This is a genomic window from Microbacterium sp. 71-36 (genome assembly GCF_001898305.1).
Taxonomy (GTDB): Bacteria; Actinomycetota; Actinomycetes; order Actinomycetales; family Microbacteriaceae; genus Microbacterium.
On record NZ_MKTP01000001.1, the window covers coordinates 157134 to 176552 of the forward strand.

The following is a 19419-nucleotide window of genomic DNA, read 5'->3' on the forward strand; positions in this document are numbered from 1 at the left end:
GGTCGCTGTGCCCGCGGTGGGCACAAGGTCCCGGGCCGCCCGGCCCGCGGCTCTCACCCGCCGAGGATGCCCCGGATGTCGTCGGCGTCCAGCGCGTTCGCGAACGCCTCGCCGTCGTCGAGCACGGCGCGTGACAGGGCGGCCTTGCGCTGCTGCAGCTCGAGCACCTTCTCTTCGACGGTGCCCGCGGCGATGAGCCGATAGACGAACACGCTGTTCGTCTGACCGATGCGGTGGGTGCGGTCGATGGCCTGCGCCTCGGCGGCCGGGTTCCACCACGGGTCGAGGAGGAACACGTACTCGGCCTCGACGAGCGTCAGGCCGAAACCGCCGGCCTTGAGGCTGATGAGGAACACCGGGGCGTCCCCTTCACGGAACCGCTCGACGACCTCGCCGCGTCGGGAGGTCGAGCCGTCGAGGTGCGCGTAGGCGAGGCCGGCGGCATCCAGGCGTTCCGCCGCGAGGTCGAGGAACGTCGTGAACTGGCTGAAGACCAGCGCACGATGACCCTCGGATGCCACCTCGACCAAACGCTCGAGCAGCACGTCGAGCTTCGCCGACCCGAGGTGGGCGTCGCGCTCGTCGACGAGGCCGGGGGCGAGCGCGAGCATCCGCAGCAGCGTGATCGAGCGGAACACGATGAACCGCTGCCGGTCGAGGTCGTCCAGCAGCCCGAGCACCTTCTGCCGTTCGCGCTGCAGCACGCGGTCGTACAGCTCGCGGTGCGCCGGCGCGAGGGGCACCGCGATGGTCTGCTCCTGCTTGGGCGGCAGATCGGCGGCCACGACGTCCTTCGTCCGGCGGAGCAGGAACGGGCGCACGCGCGAGCGCAGCCGTGCGAGACTCCCGCGACGGTGGGCCTCGGCCGCGGCGGCCGACAGTTCGGTCGGCGCGTCGGACGGCAGCTGCTCGATCGCGCGGACGTACTCCTCGCGGAACCGACGCGCCGAGGGGTACAGTCCCGGAGCGGTGAGGGCCAGGAGCGCCCACAGGTCGTCGAGGCCGTTCTCGATGGGCGTGCCTGTGACGGCGAAGACCGAGTCCGCGCGGAGCGCCGCCACCGCACGGTGGATCCGTGTCGCGGGGTTCTTCACGAACTGGGCCTCGTCGAGCACCACGCCCGCCCACTCGGGCACCGCGAACTCGACGTCGTCGGTGCGGACCACCCCGTACGGCGCGACCACGATGTCGGCGTCGCCGGCGAGCTCGGCGACCGCGCGCGTGCGCCGGACGGCCGTCGCCTCGATCGTGACGACCCGCAGGGCGGGGGCGAAGCGTGCGGCCTCCGCGCCCCAGGTCGGCAGCACCGACGTCGGCGCGACGACGAGCCAGGGCCGCCGCTCCCCGGCCGCCCGCGCATGGGCGATGAGCGCGAGGATCTGGACGGTCTTCCCGAGCCCCATGTCATCGGCCAGGATGCCGCCGAGCCGGTGCGCGTGCAGCAGCGCGAGCCACGCGAGGCCCTCGCGCTGGTACGGACGGAGTTCGGCGCGGAAGCCGGGCGGGGTCGCCACGGCGGGGACGGATGCCACGTCGCGCAGCGCGCGCGCGAGGTCGCGCCACTCGCCGGCAGCGGCGGACTCGTCGGCGAGGTCTTCGAAGTCGCTCCAGAGCGCGAGGTGGCGGCGCGGGATGCGGGGGCCGGTCTCCCATTCGTCGAGCTCCGCGGCCTCCTCGAGCAGATCCCGCAGCCTCTGCAGCGACGGGTGCGCGAGCGAGAACCACGCCCCGTCGGAGAGCTTGATGCGGGTGCGACCCCGCGAGAGCGCCGTGAACAGGGTTCCGAACGGGATCGTCCGCCCGTCGATCACGACGACGATGCCGAGGTCGAACCAGTCACGGTCGGGCGACGGCACCGCGGTGATCGTCAGCGACGGGTCGCCGCGCAACTCCCGGAATGCCGGAACGCTCCCCCGGGTCACCACCCGCACGTCGTCGAGGAGGTCGAGCGCCGGAAGCACGCGGGTCGCGAGGACGGCGGCATCGGCGTCGCGCAGCAGCGCCCGGGCTCGGACGGGGAGGTCGGCGCGCTCGGCCCACGTCGATTCGACCCGGCCCGCGATCTCGACCTCGGCGCGGGGATCGCGCTCGGCGTCGGCGGGGGTGCCGTACGCCGCGCGGATGCCGCCCGGGTAGATCCAGTCCAGCGCGTACTCGACGGACTCGTCGTCGCGGTACGACACCGTCACCTCGAGGGTCGGTCGCGGCGGCGGAGGTGCGGGGACGCCCGGGGCCACGGCCAGCGGCACCCGCCGCGCGAGCCGCGCGTACGTTCCGGCGAGGAACTCCCCCGCGTCCTCGGCGGGCACGACGACGGGGCCGTCGACGAGCAGCGCCGACAGCGGGGCGGGCAACGACACAGGGGCGAGCGTCACCGGAATCGGGTCGCGGTCGACCTCGAAGGCGAAGACCCCCGCCGTTCCGAGCGGCCGCACGTGCGCGGCATCCACTTCCCGTCCGTCGATCTCGACGGCGGCGCGGAGGCGGAGTGCGCCCTCACCGGCGGACTCGACCGACACCCGAGCCGCCGCTTCGTCTGCCAGCCGCACGCTCTGCTGCGGGTGCATCGCCACGAGCGGGATGCCGAGCCCCTCGGCCGCGCGCAGATGCGGCCACAGTAGCGGCGAGGCGATCGTGTCGAGCGCGACGGTGTCGCTGGCCGCGACGAAGGGGCCGGTCGTGCGCATGGCCTGCGCGAGGGCGTGGAGCTCGGCGAACCAACCGATGTGCGCCGGGTCGAAGCGGCCGGTGGACCGGCGGACCGCGTCCCACGTGGCATCCGCCCGGATCCACGTCTCACGCGCGCCGCGGACGAGCGGCCGGGCGACGAGCTGCAACTCGTCCTGCCGCCGCGCGAGCATGCGGGGCGTGACCGGGTCGACGGAGCGCGCTTCCCAGCGGGACGGGTCGTACGCCTCGCGTTGCCGAAGCTCGATGCCGAGCGCCAGGGCGTCGAACGCCGCTCGCTCGGTGTCGGGCAGGAGGCCACGCCAGTCGCTCATGCGGCGATCCTGTCGCAGGCGTCCGACATCGCGAGGCGCCGGCTTCGCCTCGGCGTCCGCGTCGCGGGGGCGTGCGAGCGTCGATAAACGCGATCGGCGACGAGAAACAAGCCGGCGTCGCGTGTCTCGCCGTGGATCGCGTTTATCGGCATTCGGGGAAGACGCGACGACGCGACCCGCGAGGAACGCGGGCCGCGTCGGAACACGTCGACGGGGGTCAGGACGAGCGGGCGATCCGGGCGAGGACGCCGTGCACGAACGAGCCGGAGTCGTCGGTCGAGAACTCCTTCGCGAGCTCCACGGCCTCGTCGATCGCCACGGCCGTGGGCACCTCGTCGTTGTAGAGGATCTCCCACGTGCCGATGCGCAGCAGGGCGCGATCGACGGCGGGCATGCGCTGCAGCGACCAGTCCTTCGCGAAGGTCGTGATCTGCTCGTCGATGGCGTCGCGGTTGTCGATCACACCGTCGACGATGTCGCGGGCGTACAGCCACGACGCCTGACGGTCGGGCTCGGACGCGGCGCGCTTGGCCTCGACCGCGAGCATCACGGGGAGCTCTTCACCGCGGACGTCGGCCTGGAACAGGATGTCGAGGGCGCGCTTGCGCGCCTTGCTACGGGCGCTCAACGTCAGCTGATGCGGCCGAGGTACTCGCCGGTGCGAGTGTCGACCTTGATCTTGGTGCCGGTCTCGAGGAACAGCGGAACCTGCATCTCGTAGCCGGTCTCGACGGTGGCGGGCTTGGTGCCGGCCGAGGAGCGGTCGCCCTGGAGGCCCGGCTCGGTGTAGGTGACCTCGAGCACGACGGACGGCGGGAGCTCGATGTAGAGCGGGTTGCCGTTGTTCAGCGCGATCTGCACCTGCTGGTTCTCGAGCAGGAAGTTGGCGGCGTCACCGACGGTGGCCGCCCCCACGGTGATCTGGTCGTAGTCGGCGACGTCCATGAAGACGAAGCCCTCGCCGTCGTTGTACAGGTAGGTGAAGTCGCGGCGGTCGACGTTCTCGATGTCGATCTTGGCGCCGGCGTTGAACGTCTTGTCGACGACCTTGCCCGACATGACGTTCTTCATCTTCGTGCGGACGAACGCGCCGCCCTTGCCGGGCTTGACGTGCTGGAACTCCACGATGCTCCAGAGCTGACCGTCGATGTTCAGGACGACGCCGTTCTTGATGTCTGCGGTGGATGCCATGAGCTTCGATGTTCCGTTTCGTGAGTCGGTGGGGCGTCGCGTCGGCGCTCGCCCAGCGGTCCAGTCTACGCGATGGGCCGCTCAGCCGTCGGCGCGGCCGCTGATGACGTCGACGAGGAGGTCGACGGCGCGGGCGTATCCGGGAACGCCCTCTCCGATCACGTGCACCGCCGCGACGTCCTCGATGTAGGAGAAGTGCCGGAAGCTCTCGCGCTCCTTGATGTTCGAGATGTGCACCTCGGCGACGGGAAGAGCGACGGATGCCAGCGCGTCGCGCAGCGCGACCGAGGTGTGCGTCAGACCTCCGGCGTTGATCACGATGCCGGCGCAGTCGAGCCGGGCGGCGTGGATCGCGTCGATGAGCACGCCCTCGTGGTTGCTCTGGATCGCGCGGACTTCGAGGCCGTGCCGGTCGGCCGCCTCGGTGGTCACGCGCTCCACGTCGGCGAGGGTGTCGTGCCCGTAGATCTCGGGCTGGCGTGTCCCGAGCAGGTTGAGGTTCGGACCGTTGACGAGAAGGAGGCGGCGCGGCGTGCTCACCCGAGGCACGCTATCAGCGTCCCCGCTGCGCGGTCAGGCGTACCGGCGCGGTACCCGCGGCGAACCCGCTGTAGTCGCCGACGCGTTCGACGAACTCCAGGAACACCTCGCCGAGGGTTTCGGTGTAGAAGTGCAGGTATTCGCCCGCGGCATCCCGGTCGTAGCCGAGATGCAGCTCGCGAAGCTCGTCCACGAACGCGTCGGACAGGTCGAAGCGGGCGGCGATGTCGTCGTAGTAGTTCGCCGGCATGGTGAGCGGCTGGAACCCGCGGGCGCGGGCCGCGCGGGCCAGAGCGCGCACGTCGGCGCAGCGGAACGCGGCGTGCTGCGGCAGCACGCGCTCGCTCCCCCGCTCGGCGAGGATCGGCGGCGCGACGTTCAACGGGATGCGGATCGCGCCGTTCGGCGCCGTGAGGACGCGGCTCTCCACCAGTCCTTCGGGTCCGGGCACCTCGGTGCGACTGTCGAGCGACAGGGCGAACCCGGCGGTGTAGAACAGCGTCGACTCCTCGACCACCTGCCAGGGCTGGGTGAGGCTGATGTGGTCGACCGCGAGGATCGGGCTCTCGCGCGGCGGCTCGCCGTGCTCGAACTCGCGCACCCACGCCGGGTCGCCCTCGTCGGCGGCCTGCGCCCAGTACACCTCGGTGCCGTCGGGGGCCACGGCACCGTCGAGACGCTCTTCGCGGGCGTACGTGCGTCGGTAGGCCCGCGGTACGCGGAGGTCGTGCAGGCGCAGGTCGACCGCCTCGGCGTCGTCGACTTCGAAACCGATCGCCGCGAGCCGGGGCGCCCGGCCGCGGGCGTGCTGCTCGTTGAGGATCACCCGCGCCTCCCCCGCGGTCCACAGTGTCACGGGTTTCGTGCGGTGCCGACCGCGCGGGGTGAAGCCGAGCTGCGCGAGCAGCTCCTCCACGGCGGAGGTGTCCTCCGCCGTGATCTCGACGAAGTCGACGTCCGACGGCGCGGCCGAGTCGGGGAGCATCGCGATGTCGGGACGGTCCGCCGTGGCATCCGGGGCGATCCGGGCGACCGCGTCCTCGAGCCACCGGAGCGACCGGCGCGCGTGCAGCGCGGTGCGGCGCGGGTCGGTCTGCCGGAACGTGTCGTTGAAGACCTCGAGCGACCACGGGCCGGTGTACCCCGCCGCCACCACGCGGGCCGTGAAGTCGGCGAGGTCGAAGCCGCCCTCGCCGGGGAAGAGCCGGTGGTGCCGGCTCCACGACAGCACGTCCATGGTCAGGAGCGGTGCATCCGCGAGCTGAACGAAGAAGATGCGGTCGCCGGGGATGTCGGCGATGCCCGCGGGGTCGTGGCCCCGCGAGAGCATGTGGAACGAGTCGAGACAGATGCCGACCGCGGGGTGGTCGGCGAGCTCGACGATGCGCCAGGCGCGGCGGTAGTCGTCGACATAGCGTCCCCACGCGAGGGCTTCGAAGGCGATGCGGATGCCATACCCGTCGGCGAGATCCCCGAGACGTCGGAGCTGGCTCGCCGACACCGCGTCGTCGTCGATCGTCGCGGTGGCGACGTTGCTGCAGCACAGCACGAGATCCATGCCCAGGCGCCGCATGAGGCGGAACTTCGCCTCGGCCCGCCGCAGGACGCCGGCGAACGTCTCCTCGTCCACGCCTTCGACGTCGCGCAGGGGCTGGTACAGGTCGAGACTCAGGCCGAGACGCGCGGCGAGGGCGGCGATCTCCTCGGGGCTTTCGGGGGCTGCCAGCAGGTCGGGCTCGAAGATCTCGACGCCGTCGAACCCGGCGGCGGCGCAGGCGTGGAGTTTGTCGGCGAGGGTGCCGCTGACGCACACGGTCGCGATCGAGGTCTTCATGGGCGCCGAATGTACCATCTGGTACATAGCGCGTCCACTAGTCTGGGCCGATGCCCGAGGTCCGCCGAGACGCCGAGCGCACCCGCGCCGAGCTCCTCGCCGTCGCGACCGAGGTCTTCGCCGAAGACGGTTACTCCGGCGCCCGCGTCGATGAGATCGCCGCCCGCACCCGCACCACCAAGCGGATGATCTACTACTATTTCGGCGGCAAGGAAGGCCTGTACCGCGCCGTCCTCGAAGAGGCGTACCGCGGCATCCGTGAGGCCGAGCGCGGCATCGACGTCGACCATTCCGATCCCGTGCAGGCCGTGCGTGCGCTCGCCGAGGTCACGTTCGACCACCACGTCCAGCACGACGCGTTCATCCGGCTCGTCGCGATCGAGAACATCCACCGCGGCGAGTTCATCCGCCAGATCGACGGGCTGCGCGAGGCCTCGAAGCCCGCGAAAGACGTGCTCGACGAGATCCTCCAGCGCGGTCGCGCCGCGGGGCTCTTCCGCGACGACGTCGAGGCGATCGACGTGCACCTCGTGATCAGCGCCTACTGCGTCTTCCAGGTCGCGAACCGCTACACCTTCGGGCACCTGTTCGACGTCGATCTGGCGGCCCCTGCCCGGCGCGCGCACCTGCGGTCGGTCATCGGCGACGTCGTCGTCGGGTGGCTCACCTCCCCCGCGGCCTGAGCCGCCGGCATCCACGCCCCTGTTGACAGGCGTCGTTCGTCGTGCTTTTCTGTGAACGTACCGGTTAGTACATAGCGGCTCGCCGCCGACGACCGGGATCCGGAGACGAAGGAGTACCGTGATCGACTCGCACCCGTACCTCGTGGGCCTCATCGGCGCGGGCGTCCTGCCCTCGCTCACTCCGCCGATGCACATGGCCGAGGCGCGCGCGCTCGGCCTGACCTACGTCTACCGGCCCCTCGACCTCCCCTCGCTCGGCATCGACCCCGCCCGCATCGGCGACGTGCTCGCCTGGGCGGAGCGCCTCGGCTACGACGCGGTCAACGTCACGCACCCGTGCAAGCAGAGCGTGATCGCGCACCTCGACCGCATCGACCCCGTGGCCGCAGCGCTGGGCGCCGTGAACACCGTCCTGTTCACACCCTCGGGCCGCGTCGGCTACAACACCGACACGACCGGGTTCGCCGCCGCCTTCGGCGAGGGACTCCCGGATGCCGTGACCGACCGGGTGGTGCAGCTCGGGGCGGGAGGAGCCGGGTCCGCCGTCGCCGATGCCCTGCTGCGCTCGGGTGCGGCGCAGCTCACGATCGTCGACATCGACGCCGCCCGCGCCGGTGCCCTCGCCGGAGACCTCGCGGCACGGCATCCGTCCGCCGTGGTCGACTCCGCCGTGCCCGCCGATCTCGCGGCCGTGCTCGCGGGAGCCGACGGTCTCGTGCACTGCACGCCCGTCGGGATGGCCGAGCACCCCGGACTCCCCCTGGATGCCGACCTGCTGCGGCCCGACCTCTGGGTCGCCGACATCGTCTACCGGCCGCTCGACACCGAGCTGCTGATCACCGCGCGCGAACGCGGCTGCCGCACCCTCGGCGGCGGACGGATGGCGGTCCACCAGGCCGTCGACGCTTTCGCCCTCATCACCGGGACGCGACCCGATCCCGACCGCATGACCGCCCATTTCCTCGACCTCGTCGCCGCCGGCGACGTCCTCGCCCGCTAAGGAGCACACGTCCATGACCACCACCGCAACGACGCGGAAGACTCCCGTGAAGGCCGCCGCCGCGAGCTTCATGGGCAGCGCCGTGGAGTACTACGACTTCTTCCTGTTCGGCTCGGCGGCCGCGCTGATCTTCCCGACGGTGTTCTTCCCGTCCGGGGATCAGGCGGCCCTGGTGATGTCGTTCGCGACCTTCGGGTTCGCCTACGTCGCCCGCCCGGTCGGCGCGGTGATCCTCGGCCACTTCGGCGACCGGATCGGTCGGCAGAAGGTGCTGATGTTCACGCTGCTGCTGATGGGCCTCTCGACCTTCATCATCGGATGCCTCCCGGGCTTCGCGCAGATCGGGTGGTTCGCCCCCGCGCTGCTCGTCGTCTGCCGTCTGATGCAGGGGCTCTCCGCCGCCGGCGAGCAGGCGGGAGCGTCGTCGCTCACCCTCGAGCACGCCCCCGAGAACCGTCGGTCGTTCTTCACGTCGTGGACCCTCACGGGAACCCAGGGCGGCCAGATCCTCGCCGCCCTCATCTTCATCCCCGTCGTCGCCCTGCCCGACGACATCAAGTTCAGCTGGGGCTGGCGCGTGCCGTTCTGGCTCAGCGCGGTCGTCGTGATCGTGGCGTTCTTCATCCGGCGGAGCCTGCACGAGACGCCCGAGTTCGAGCAGGCCAAGGCCACCGGACAGATCGCCCGCATGCCGCTCGTCCCGCTGCTGCGCGACCACTGGCGCGACGTGCTGCGCGTCATCTGCTGCGCGTTCATCGCCGCGGTCTCCACCGTCTTCGGCACCCTCGCCATCGCCTACGGCAAGGAGCAGGGGCTCGCCGCGAGCGTCACCCTGTGGCTCGTGGTCGTGGCCAACATCGTCGCCCTCGGCACCCAGCCCCTGTTCGGCCGGCTCGCCGACCGCATCGGCCGCAAGCCCGTCTTCATCTACGGCGCACTGTCGTCCGCGGCGTTCATGCCCTTCTACATCCTGTCGATGGGCAAGGGGAACGACCTGCTCACCTTCGGCCTCGCGATCCTCACGTTCTCGTTCGGCTACGCCGCGGCGAACGCCGTCTGGCCCTCGTTCTACGGCGAGATGTTCTCCACGCGCGTCCGGTTCTCCGGCATGGCGATCGGAACGCAGCTCGGTTTCCTGATGGCCGGCTTCGCGCCCAGCATCGTCGCGGCGCTCGGCGGGAGCGGCGAGAACGGCTGGATCGTCATCAGCGTCTTCACCGCGGTGATCGCCATCGTGGCCTCGGTCAGCGCGCTGACCGCCCGCGAGACGAAGGACGTGCCCACCGGGCAGCTCGGACTGCGCGCCGAGGAGCGCGTCCCCGCGACCGTCTGATCCTCCCGAACGACGATGGCCCCCTCCTCCGGGAGGGGGCCGTCGTCGGGGATCAGGCGGGAACGGCCGCGCGCCGCCAGGGGCGTGACACCTGCCGTCCGGTCCACGTCACGACGGCCTCCAGCGGGCCACGCCGGTCGGTGATCATCAGGATCGTCCCGATGAGGAGTGCCCCGGCCACGTTCAGCGCCCAGATGCCCGCGCCTTCGGTGTACCACTGCAGCGGGCCGTCGCCGTCGCCCTGGGCGATGAGCATGGCGATGCCCACGGCGGTGGCGTGCAGGGCGTAGATGGTCAGAGGTGCCGCCCCCGCGCGTCGAATCGGCTCGAAGACACGGCGCACCCTGGCGGTGAGGACCGTGCCCAGGAGCAGGCAGAGGCCGAGCACGGCGAGGGCGATCCCCACGGTGAGGGCGAGATCGAGAGTCGTCCCCGAGTGAGCGGATGGTGAGAGCAGCATCGCCGGATCCCCCGCGAACACGGTGCCGAAGGAGTCGCCGAAGTACAGTGCGTCGACCATCGCCGGATCGGCGTGCAGCCTTTCGGCGATCCCCGCGATCGTCGGCTCCGCGATCGCGCGCACGACACCCCACGCGACGAGCGTCGATGCCGCGCCGATCGCCGTCATGCGCCATGCCAATCGCCGCACCGCCGCCGTATCGGTCGCCGCGCGGACGGCGCGACCGACCACGAGCCCCACCAGCGCGTAGACGATCCAGGTGGGGACCGGATAGATGCCCGTCAGGAACAGTCCGCGCAACAACATCGCCGGGTCTGCGAGGCTGAACCAACTCGGGGATCCCAGCTCGAACGGCGGCAGCCCGGTGCGCACCATCATCGACACGGGTGGCCAGCCGAGGGCGAGGACGCCCGCGAGGGCCAAGAGGATCGGCGACGGCACCCGCAGCAGCGGCACGAGAACCCAGAACACCATTCCGTAGTACGCGAGGATGATGAACGGTCCGGAGGGCATCAACCCCAGGGTCAGCCCCAGGACGACGAGAGCCAGACCGCGGCCGAACACCGCGGCGCGAGCGGCTCCGAACCTTCCGGCGGCGAGGTCGCTGTGGGTGGTCAGGGCGATGCCGACCCCGGCGAGGACGGCGAAGAGTGCGGCTGCCCTCCCCGAGACAAATGGATGGAGCGCTGATGCGCTGCCGTCGGTGTTCACCTGCCACACGTGAGCCATCATCATTCCCCCGAGCGCGAGGAACCGGGCGATGTCGATACCCCACACGCGAGCGGAACCGAGCCGACGGGCGGGCGGTGCGAGAGCGGTACGAGTGTCCATGACGTCGACGCTAGGGAGCGGGTCCGCCCGCCCGCGTCGGCCCGGCGGTGTAACAGCGCGCCCCGAGGATGACGCGGAAACCCCCTGTGGACACAGGTGTCGTTACGCCCCGACCTCCTGGTACGCCGCGAACAGCAGCGACTCGTCGGGGGCCTGCAGCACCGTCGGGCGGGCGAGGTCGTCGAGCACGATGAAGCGCAGCATGCTGCCGCGGCTCTTCTTGTCGCGCTGCATCGTCGCCTTGAGCGTCTGGAACGCGCCCGCGCGGTAGGTCGTCGGAAGGCCCAGCGACTCGAGCACCGTGCGGTGGCGCTGGGCGACGTCGTCGGACAGACGGCCCGCCAGACGCGAGAGCTCGGCGGCGAACACCATGCCCACCGAGATCGCGGCGCCGTGACGCCAGCGGTACCGCTCCGCGTGCTCGATCGCGTGGCCCAGGGTGTGACCGTAGTTCAGCACCTCGCGCAGGCCCGCCTCGCGCAGGTCCTCGCCGACGACACGCGCCTTCATGTCGATCGCGAGCTCGATGCAGCGGCGGAACGCGTCCCCCCGCGGGTCGACGATCCCCGACGGGTCGGCCTCGATCAGGTCCAGGATCTCGGGATGCCAGATGAACCCGGCCTTCACGACCTCGGCGAAGCCCGCGGTGGCCTCGTTCTTCGACAGGGTGTCGAGCAGGTCCAGGTCGCAGACGACCGCGTGGGGCGGCCAGAAGGCGCCCACCAGGTTCTTGCCCTCCGCGGTGTTGACGCCCGTCTTGCCTCCGACGGCCGCGTCGACCATCGCCAGCACGGTCGTCGGCACCTGGACGACGGCGACGCCCCGCAGCCACGTCGCGGCCACGAACCCGGCGAGGTCGGTGACCGCGCCGCCGCCGAAGCCGATGACGGCGTCCGTCCGCGTGAAGTCGGCCTGGCCCATGACCTGCCAGCAGAACGCCGCGACCTCGATGCGCTTGCCGGCCTCCGCGTCGGGGATCTCCGCGAGCAGGACCTGGCGGTCGCCGACCAGCTGCGCGCGCAACGCCTCGGCCTGTGCCGCGAGCGTCGGCGGGTGCACGACGAGCACCTTCTGCGCCGCCGCGGGCAGCTTCTCGCCGAGGGAGGCGAGCAGGCCGCGGCCGATCGTGATGTCGTATCCGGGGTCGCCGGCGACGGCGATGGTGGTGGTGTCGCTCATGGGGTCTCCTGGGCCGGGACGGGACGCGCCCAGGCCACGATGTCGTCGACGACGCGGGCCAGCGGACCCGACGACGTGTCGAAGGCGATGTCGGCGGCGGCCTCGTAGATCGGGCGCCGCTCCTCGTAGATGCGGAGCCAGCGCTCCGCCGGGTCTTCGCCGCCCAGCAACGGGCGCTCGTCCCCGTGGATCCGGGATGCCACGACGTGCGGCGCCACGGTCAGCAGCACCACGCGATGCCGGGTCAGGCGCTCGCGTGTGACGGGGTCGAGCACCGCTCCCCCGCCGAGCGCGACGACGCCTCCGCGGTCGAGCGCTTCGGCCACGGCATCCCGTTCGATCGCCCGGAAGTGCGCCTCGCCGTGGGCGAGGAACAGGTCGCGGATCGGGCCGTGGTCGCGCACGACGATCTTGTCGGTGTCGCTGAAGGTCTCCCCCAACGCGCGCGCGACGCGACGTCCGACGCTCGTCTTGCCCGCGCCCATCGGTCCGATGAGCACGAGCGCGCCCTCGCGGACGTCAGCCGAGGTCATGCGCGAGCAACGCCGCGTCGGAGGCGTCGGTGGTGCGCAGCGTCTCCGGCAGGTGAGCGAGGTACGTCTCGAGGTTCCGGCGCGTCTCGGCGACGTTGTCGCCACCGAACTTCTCCAGCACCGCGTCGGCGAGCGTGATCGCGACCATCGCCTCGGCGACGACGCCCGCCGCGGGGACGGCGCAGACGTCGGAACGCTGGTGGTGGGCCGCGGCGGTGTCGCCCGTGGCGACGTCGACGGTGCGCAGCGCGTGCGGGATCGTGGCGATCGGCTTCATGCCGGCGCGCACCCGCAGAACGGTGCCGGTCGACATGCCGCCCTCGGTGCCGCCCGCGCGGTCGGACGAGCGGGTGATCCCGTCTCCGGTCGCGAACAGCTCGTCGTGGGCCTGCGACCCGCGGCGCGTCGTGGTGAGGAAGCCGTCGCCGACCTCGACGCCCTTGATCGCCTGAATGCTCATCAGGGCCTGGGCGAGCTTGGCATCCAGTCGACGGTCCCACTGCACGTGCGAGCCCAGCCCCGGCGGGAGGCCGTACGCGAGCACCTCGACGATGCCGCCGAGCGTGTCACCGGCCTTCTTCGCGTCGTCGACCTCGGCGACCATCGCCGCGGAGGTCGCGGGGTCGAAGCAGCGCAGCGGATCGGCGTCGAGCAGCTCGACGTCGTCGGGCGTCGGCAGCGCGGAGCCCTCGGGCACGCGCACCGGGCCGATCGAGAGCGTGTGGCTGACGAGTCGGACGCCGAGCTCCCCGAGGAACGCGCGGGCGACGGCGCCGAGAGCCACGCGCGCCGCGGTCTCGCGCGCGGAGGCGCGCTCGAGGATCGGACGTGCTTCATCGAAGCCGTACTTCTGCATGCCGACGAGGTCGGCGTGGCCCGGGCGGGGGCGCGTGAGCGCCGCGCCGCGACCGCGAGAACGGTCGGACAGCTCGACCGGCTCGGGGCTCATCACCTCGACCCACTTGGGCCACTCGGTGTTACCGATGCGCAGCGCGATGGGGCTGCCGATCGTGAAGCCGTGCACGATGCCCGTCGACAGCGTGAGCTCGTCCTCCTCGAACTTCATGCGCGAGCCGCGGCCGTAGCCGAGCTTGCGACGAGCCAGGTCCGCGCGGATCTGCGCGGGAGAGATCGGGACGCCGGCCGGCATCCCCTCCATGAGGGCGACCAGTTCGGGACCGTGGGATTCCCCGGCCGTGAGCACGCGAAGCATGCCCCTATCCTCCCATGACCGCGGCGCGCATCGCGGCGAGCACGTCGTCTTCGCGCTCGAGCGGCACCGCGGGGTCGCCGCCGACGAAGACCCGCACCTGGAGCAGCGCCTGGTGCAGCAGCATGGGCAGGCCGTTGATCGCCGTGTTCCCCGCCGCACGCCACTGTTCGGCGAGCGGGGTCGGCCAGGTTCCGTAGACGACGTCGACGAGGAGACCGCCGTTCTCGGCGAACGGACGGATGCCGGGACCGGCATCCACTCCCCCGGGGAGCGCCCCGATGGTGACGGCGACGGCGTCCGGCGTGCCGGGCGCGTCGAAGGCGGCCGACACGACGTCGACGCCGACGGAGCGCCCCAACGCGCGCAGAGCGGCGGCGGCTTCCGGACGCCGGGCCACCACCTCGACGCGCTCGGCGCCCAGCTCGGCCAGCGACAGCACCGCCGAGGTGGCGGTCGCGCCGGCCCCGAGGATCCGGGCGTTGCGGGGTCGCGTCACCCCGGCCTCGCGGAGGGCACGGGCCAGTCCCCCGACGTCGGTGTTGAAGCCGCGCGGCCCGTCGTCGGTCAGCAGGTACGTGTTCACCGCACCCGTCCGACGTGCCGCATCATCGAGGGACACCGCGTTCTCCGCCGCCACGTTCTTCAGCGGCATCGTCAGCGAGAGGCCGCGCCAGGTGGCGTCGAGAGCGTCGACGGCCCCGACGAAGCCGGCCTCGGTCACCCGCTCCCGCCCGTACTCCCAGGGCAGATCCAACGCGCGGTACGCCGCCGCGTGCAGCGCCGGCGACCGCGAATGGTCGATCGGGTCGCCCCACACCGCGAGCCGGACGGGACTCAGCATCCGCCGTCGGGATTCGCGCGGCACCACTGCTGGAACTGGTCCACGGCCTTCAGCTGGTCGGCGTAGGTGGTGGAGAACACCGTCTCGCCCGTCGCCAGATTCACCGTGGTGAAGTAGTACCAACTGCCGTCGACGGGGTGCATGGCGGCGTCGATCGCGAGATCGCCCGGGTTGGAGATCGGACCGACCGGGAGCCCCGGGCGCACATAGGTGTTCCAGGGGTTGTCGCTCGTCAGGGCGTTCTCCGACGACGACGAGCTCCCCGCACCGATCTCGCCGACTCCGTACTGCGCCGTCGAGTCCATCTGCAGCAGACCGTGGGTCTCGTCGTTGTCGGGCTGGAGACGGTTCTCGATCACCCGCGAGACCTTGTAGAAGTCATCGGAGTTGCGCGCCTCGCGCTCGATGATCGACGCGATGATCAGGATGCGCTCCCGATCGGCCTCGGGAACCCCGGCCTGATCCAGAGACTGGACCGTGCGCTGCACCATCCTCTGGATGATCTCGGTCGCCGTGACCCCCTCATCGAAGTCGTAGGTCGCGGGGAAGATCCACCCTTCGAGCGTCGAGGCCGGCACGCCGTACTGCGACGGGTCGGCGGTCGCCGCCTCGAAGTCCGCCCGCGGCATGCCCAACTGCTCGGACATCGCATCGAGCGACTGTTCGAGTGTCAGCCCCTCGCGGAGCTGAACGGTGAGGTTCAGACGGTTCGCGGGATCGCCCAGTGCCGCGAGCACGGCCGCGGAAGACATCTGCTGCTGCAGCTTGTACACCCCCGGCTGGAACGTGAACGCCACCGCGTTCTTCACCATGTACTTGTAGAGCGAATCGGACTGCTTCGTGATCCCGGCCTCGAACAACTTCGGCGACACGGACTCGCCGGTGTCGCCGGACGCGATCGTGACACGCGCTTCGCCGGTGGCCATGCCCTCGGCGTAGTCCGCGGGCTCACCGGTGCCGAGGAACTCGCGGACGCGGTCGCCGTAGGTGTTCCACACCACGACCCCGCCGCCGACGAGCCCACCCAGGATGACGAGCACCACCGCCAGGGCGATCCAGCCGCCCACGCGGCGACGTCGCTTCGGCGGCCGGGCGGCGCCGCGCACCTCGTCGGTGTGCGCCCGACCCGAGAACAGGTCGTCCAGCGACCCGGATGCCACGGGCCGAGTGGCCTCTGAAGCCCCGGCGGCCGCGACTCCGGCGCCGACGAGCACGGGCTCGCGGGTCGGTTCGGGATCGGCCTGCGGAGTGCGCCGCGGGCCGGCGGGACGGGCGTCCTCGGCGGAACGCGGTTCGGTGGCGCGGGCCGTGTCGGGAAGGCGCGGCTCCCCCGCGGATCGGGGGTCGACGGCAGGGCGCGGCTCGGGCGCCGCCGCGGCAGGCGACCCGGCGGCGCGGGCGGCGATCGAGCCGCCGTCCGCGGGCGTGGCAGCCGGCGTGGGGCCGGTCTGCGCCCGGCGAGCCTCGCGCGCCGCGCGGCGGGACGACGGAGCGTGGCCGTCCGAGGCCGGGGCGTCGGCGCCCTCGCTGTCGCGCCCTGTGGCGCCGGTCGCCCCCGAACGAGGGTCGGGTAGACGGCCGTACAGCTCGGCGAAAGGGTCGGTCGGGTCGTTTTCGGGCATGTCAGGCGGGCTCCTGTCCCGGTGCTACGGCGGGTCCGGCCGGCTCACCGGACTGTCGCTCCACGTCGAGCGCCTGCTGCAGCAGAACCACAGCGGCGACCTGGTCCACAATGCTACGAGAATCCCGCTGGGAGCGTCCTGCCTGGCGGAGCACGCCGTGGGCCGACACGGTGCTGAGCCGCTCGTCCACGAGCCGCACCGGGATCGACAGCGCCGCCGCGAGTTCCCCGGCGAAGCGGCGGGCGTCCGTCGTCGACGGAGTGTCGTCGCCCCGCAGGTTGAGCGGCAGCCCGACGAGCACCTCGAACGCCTCGTACTCCGCGGCGAGGGCGACGATCCGGCGCACGGGCTCCCCCTTGCGCGGTACCGTCTCCACGGGCACCGCGAGGAGGCCGTCCGGGTCCGAGCGTGCGACGCCGACGCGCGCGCGGCCCACGTCGATGCCGAGCCGGATGCCGCGCCGGAACTCCGTCACGCCGTGATCGCCCGCACGTCCGCGACGATGCCCTCGAGCGCCTGCGGCAGTGCCGCGGCATCCGTGCCACCGCCCTGGGCGACATCGGGACGACCGCCGCCGCCACCGCCGAGCACGCCCGCCGCGTTCTTGGCCAGGGCGCCGGCGGCGAGGCCACGTTCGCGAGCCGCGTCGTTGGTGACGACGACCACGGTGGCGCGGCCACCGGCGACCGAGCCGAGGGCGACGACGCCCGCGTCGGAGCCGAGCCGATCGCGCACCTGGAGTGCGAGCGTGCGCACATCGTCCGCGGACGCCCCTTCGCCGAGCGACTGCGCGACGACGCGGACGGTGCCGACCGAGGTCGCGGACTCGACGAGCTGCGGCAGCCGGTCGGAGAGCGCCCGCGCTTCGAACGCGGCGATCTTCTTCTCGGCGGCCTTCAGGCTCGCGGCGAGTTCCGCGATGCGGGTCGTGAGCTGTTCGCGGGGGGTCTTGAGCGACGACGTCAGCTGCGAGACGATCGCCCGCTCGGCAGCGAGATCGCGGAAGGCGTCCAGGCCCACCAGCGCCTCGACGCGGCGGTTCGACGCCCCCACCGACGACTCGCCGACGAGGTTCACCAGGCCGATCTCGGCGCTGCGTGCGACGTGCGTGCCGCCGCACAGCTCGCGCGACCAGGGACCGCCGATGTCGACCATGCGCACCGTGTCGCCGTACTTCTCGCCGAACAGCGCCATCGCGCCCGAGGCCTTCGCCTCGTCGAGCGAGAGCACGCGCGTCGTGACCTCGAGGTTGTCGCGGACGGCGTTGTTGGCGATGTCCTCGATCTCGGTGCGCGTCTCGGGCGAGAGCGCCGCGCCCCAGCTGAAGTCGAAGCGCATGTAGCCGGCGCGGTTGAGCGATCCGGTCTGCGTCGCGGTCTTGCCGAGGGTGTCGCGGATCGCGGCGTGCACGAGGTGCGTGGCGGAGTGCGCCTGCTGCGCCGAGTGGCGGTTGAGGGCATCGACCACCGTCGTCGCGGGGGCGTCGACCGACACCTCGCCGCTGGTCACCTCGACGGTGTGGCTGATGAGCCCCGGCACCGGACGCTGCACGTCCAGCACCTCGAGTTCGTACCCGGGTCCGACGATGACGCCCTTGTCGGCGACCTGGCCGCCGGACTCGGCGTACAGCGCCGTCTCGGCGAGGACGACCTCGGCGATCTGGCCCGCGGAGGCGCGGTCGACGCTGCGCCCGTCGACGAGGATGCCGAGCACCTTCGACTCGGTCTCGAGATCGGTGTACCCGGTGAACACCGTCTCACCGAGCGCGCGGAACTCGCGATACACGCTCTGGTCGGCGATCGCGCCCTTGCGGGAGCGGGCGTCGGCCTTCGCGCGGGCACGCTGCTCCTGCATGAGGGTGTCGAAGGCGCCGCGGTCGACCGCGAGCCCCGCCTCCTCGGCGATCTCCAACGTCAGGTCGATCGGGAAGCCGTACGTGTCGTGCAGCAGGAACGCCTCGGAGCCGGACAGCGTCGTGGCGCCGCCGTTCTTGGCATCCGCCACGGACTGGTCGAGGATCGCCGATCCCGCCGCGAGAGTGCGGAGGAAGGTCTGCTCCTCGGCGATGGCGTACGCGGAGAGACGGGCGTAGTCGGACTCGACCTCCGGGTACGACCCCTTCATCGCGTCGCGCGACGCGGCGAACAGCTCGGGGAACGTCGGCCCCTCGACGCCCAGGAGGCGCATCGAGCGGATGGCACGGCGCATGATGCGGCGGAGGATGTAGCCGCGGCCCTCGTTGGAGGGGGTGACGCCGTCGGCGAGCAGCATCAGCGACGACCGCACGTGGTCGGCGACGATGCGCAGGCGCACGTCGTCCTCGTGCGACTCGGCGCCGTACGCCTTGCCCGCGAGCTTCGCCGCCAGGTCGAGCACCGGACGCACCTGGTCGGTCTCGTACATGTTGTCGACGCCCTGCTTGATGAACGCGATGCGCTCCAGGCCCATGCCGGTGTCGATGTTCTTCGCCGGCAGCTCGCCGACGATGTCGAAGTCGTACTTCGATCGCACGTTCGTGATCTCGTACTGCATGAACACGAGGTTCCAGATCTCGACGTAGCGGTCGTCGTCGGTCGCCGGTCCCCCGTCGACGCCGTACTCGGGACCGCGGTCGAAGAAGATCTCCGAGCAGGGACCGGCGGGGCCGGGGAGGCCGGTCGACCAGTAGTTCGTGTCCTTGCCGAGCCGCTGGATGCGCTCCTCGGGCAGGTCGGTCAGCGTGCGCCAGAGGTCGTGCGCCTCGTCGTCCTCTTCGTAGACGGTGACCCACAGGTCCTTCGGATCGAAGCCGAGGCCGCCCTCGGCCTCGGACGACGTGAGCAGCTCCCACGCGTAGCGGATCGCGTCTTCCTTGAAGTAGTCGCCGAACGACCAGTTGCCCAGCATCTGGAAGAAGGTGCCGTGACGGGGCGTCTTGCCCACCTCTTCGATGTCGTTGGTGCGGATGCATTTCTGCACGTCCGCCGCGCGGGGATAGGGCGGCGGCACGACACCGCTCAGGTAGGGGATGAACGGCACCATGCCGGCCACGGTGAAGAGGAGGGCCGGATCGTCGGTGACGAGCGAGGCCGACGGCACGATGGTGTGGTTCTTCTTCTCGAAGTAGTCGAGGAAGCGCTGAGCGATCTCGGCGGTTTTCATGTGGGGTCTTTCCGTG

Annotated in this window: 16 protein-coding genes; 3 read left to right on the plus strand and 13 right to left on the minus strand. The window is 71.6% G+C overall.

What is annotated here, in order from left to right:
* Positions 1–53: 53 nt before the first annotated feature.
* From BGO45_RS00750 to BGO45_RS00770, 5 genes are all read right to left on the minus strand, one after another.
* On the minus strand, positions 54–3002 hold the full coding sequence (locus BGO45_RS00750; protein WP_292690003.1) for a DEAD/DEAH box helicase: 2949 nt from the start codon (positions 3000–3002) through the stop codon (positions 54–56).
* Positions 3003–3219: 217 nt separating this feature from the next.
* A complete protein-coding gene (nusB, locus tag BGO45_RS00755) occupies positions 3220–3630 on the minus strand; it encodes a transcription antitermination factor NusB (protein ID WP_292690006.1) in 411 nt (136 codons plus the stop codon).
* 2 nt (positions 3631–3632) lie between these two features.
* A complete protein-coding gene (gene efp, locus BGO45_RS00760) occupies positions 3633–4193 on the minus strand; it encodes an elongation factor P (RefSeq protein WP_076490500.1) in 561 nt (186 codons plus the stop codon).
* A gap of 81 nt (positions 4194–4274) precedes the next feature.
* A complete protein-coding gene (locus BGO45_RS00765; RefSeq protein ID WP_292690007.1) occupies positions 4275–4733 on the minus strand; it encodes a type II 3-dehydroquinate dehydratase in 459 nt (152 codons plus the stop codon).
* A gap of 13 nt (positions 4734–4746) precedes the next feature.
* Positions 4747–6567, minus strand: a complete 1821-nt coding sequence (locus tag BGO45_RS00770; protein WP_292690009.1) for a sugar phosphate isomerase/epimerase and 4-hydroxyphenylpyruvate domain-containing protein — start codon at positions 6565–6567, stop codon at positions 4747–4749.
* Positions 6568–6617: 50 nt separating this feature from the next.
* On the opposite strand from BGO45_RS00770, the gene BGO45_RS00775 reads away from it, so the two are divergent.
* From BGO45_RS00775 to BGO45_RS00785, 3 genes are all read left to right on the plus strand, one after another.
* A complete protein-coding gene (locus BGO45_RS00775; protein WP_292690011.1) occupies positions 6618–7250 on the plus strand; it encodes a TetR/AcrR family transcriptional regulator in 633 nt (210 codons plus the stop codon).
* 118 nt (positions 7251–7368) lie between these two features.
* Positions 7369–8250, plus strand: a complete 882-nt coding sequence (locus tag BGO45_RS00780) for a shikimate dehydrogenase (RefSeq protein WP_292690013.1) — start codon at positions 7369–7371, stop codon at positions 8248–8250.
* Between the two features lie 13 nt (positions 8251–8263).
* Positions 8264–9583, plus strand: coding sequence for an MFS transporter (locus BGO45_RS00785; RefSeq protein ID WP_292690015.1), 1320 nt, complete (start codon positions 8264–8266; stop codon positions 9581–9583).
* A gap of 52 nt (positions 9584–9635) precedes the next feature.
* On the opposite strand, the gene BGO45_RS00790 is transcribed toward BGO45_RS00785, so the two are convergent.
* The 8 genes from BGO45_RS00790 to alaS form a co-directional block, all read right to left on the minus strand.
* The gene (locus BGO45_RS00790; protein ID WP_292690017.1) at positions 9636–10874 is read right to left on the minus strand and encodes a heparan-alpha-glucosaminide N-acetyltransferase domain-containing protein; all 1239 of its coding nucleotides are present in this window, start codon (positions 10872–10874) and stop codon (positions 9636–9638) included.
* Between the two features lie 102 nt (positions 10875–10976).
* Positions 10977–12053 carry a 3-dehydroquinate synthase gene (gene aroB / locus BGO45_RS00795; RefSeq protein WP_292690019.1) on the minus strand — a complete coding sequence of 359 codons (1077 nt, stop codon included), beginning with the start codon at positions 12051–12053 and terminating at the stop codon, positions 10977–10979.
* The gene (locus BGO45_RS00800; protein WP_292690021.1) at positions 12050–12586 is read right to left on the minus strand and encodes a shikimate kinase; all 537 of its coding nucleotides are present in this window, start codon (positions 12584–12586) and stop codon (positions 12050–12052) included. Before BGO45_RS00800 ends, aroB begins: the two co-directional genes overlap by 4 nt.
* Positions 12573–13799, minus strand: coding sequence for a chorismate synthase (gene aroC / locus BGO45_RS00805; RefSeq protein ID WP_292690023.1), 1227 nt, complete (start codon positions 13797–13799; stop codon positions 12573–12575). The genes BGO45_RS00800 and aroC overlap by 14 nt, the downstream gene beginning before the upstream one ends.
* Positions 13800–13803: 4 nt before the next feature.
* Positions 13804–14640 (minus strand): shikimate dehydrogenase, encoded by an 837-nt coding sequence (locus BGO45_RS00810; protein WP_292690025.1) that lies wholly within the window; start codon positions 14638–14640, stop codon positions 13804–13806.
* A complete protein-coding gene (gene mltG, locus BGO45_RS00815) occupies positions 14634–16262 on the minus strand; it encodes an endolytic transglycosylase MltG (RefSeq protein ID WP_292690027.1) in 1629 nt (542 codons plus the stop codon). Before mltG ends, BGO45_RS00810 begins: the two co-directional genes overlap by 7 nt.
* Before the next feature lies 1 nt (position 16263).
* A complete protein-coding gene (gene ruvX, locus BGO45_RS00820) occupies positions 16264–16737 on the minus strand; it encodes a Holliday junction resolvase RuvX (protein ID WP_292690030.1) in 474 nt (157 codons plus the stop codon).
* Entirely contained in the window at positions 16734–19403 is a 2670-nt protein-coding gene (gene alaS / locus BGO45_RS00825) for an alanine--tRNA ligase (RefSeq protein WP_292690032.1), read from the minus strand. The genes ruvX and alaS overlap by 4 nt, the downstream gene beginning before the upstream one ends.
* Positions 19404–19419 lie beyond the last annotated feature (16 nt).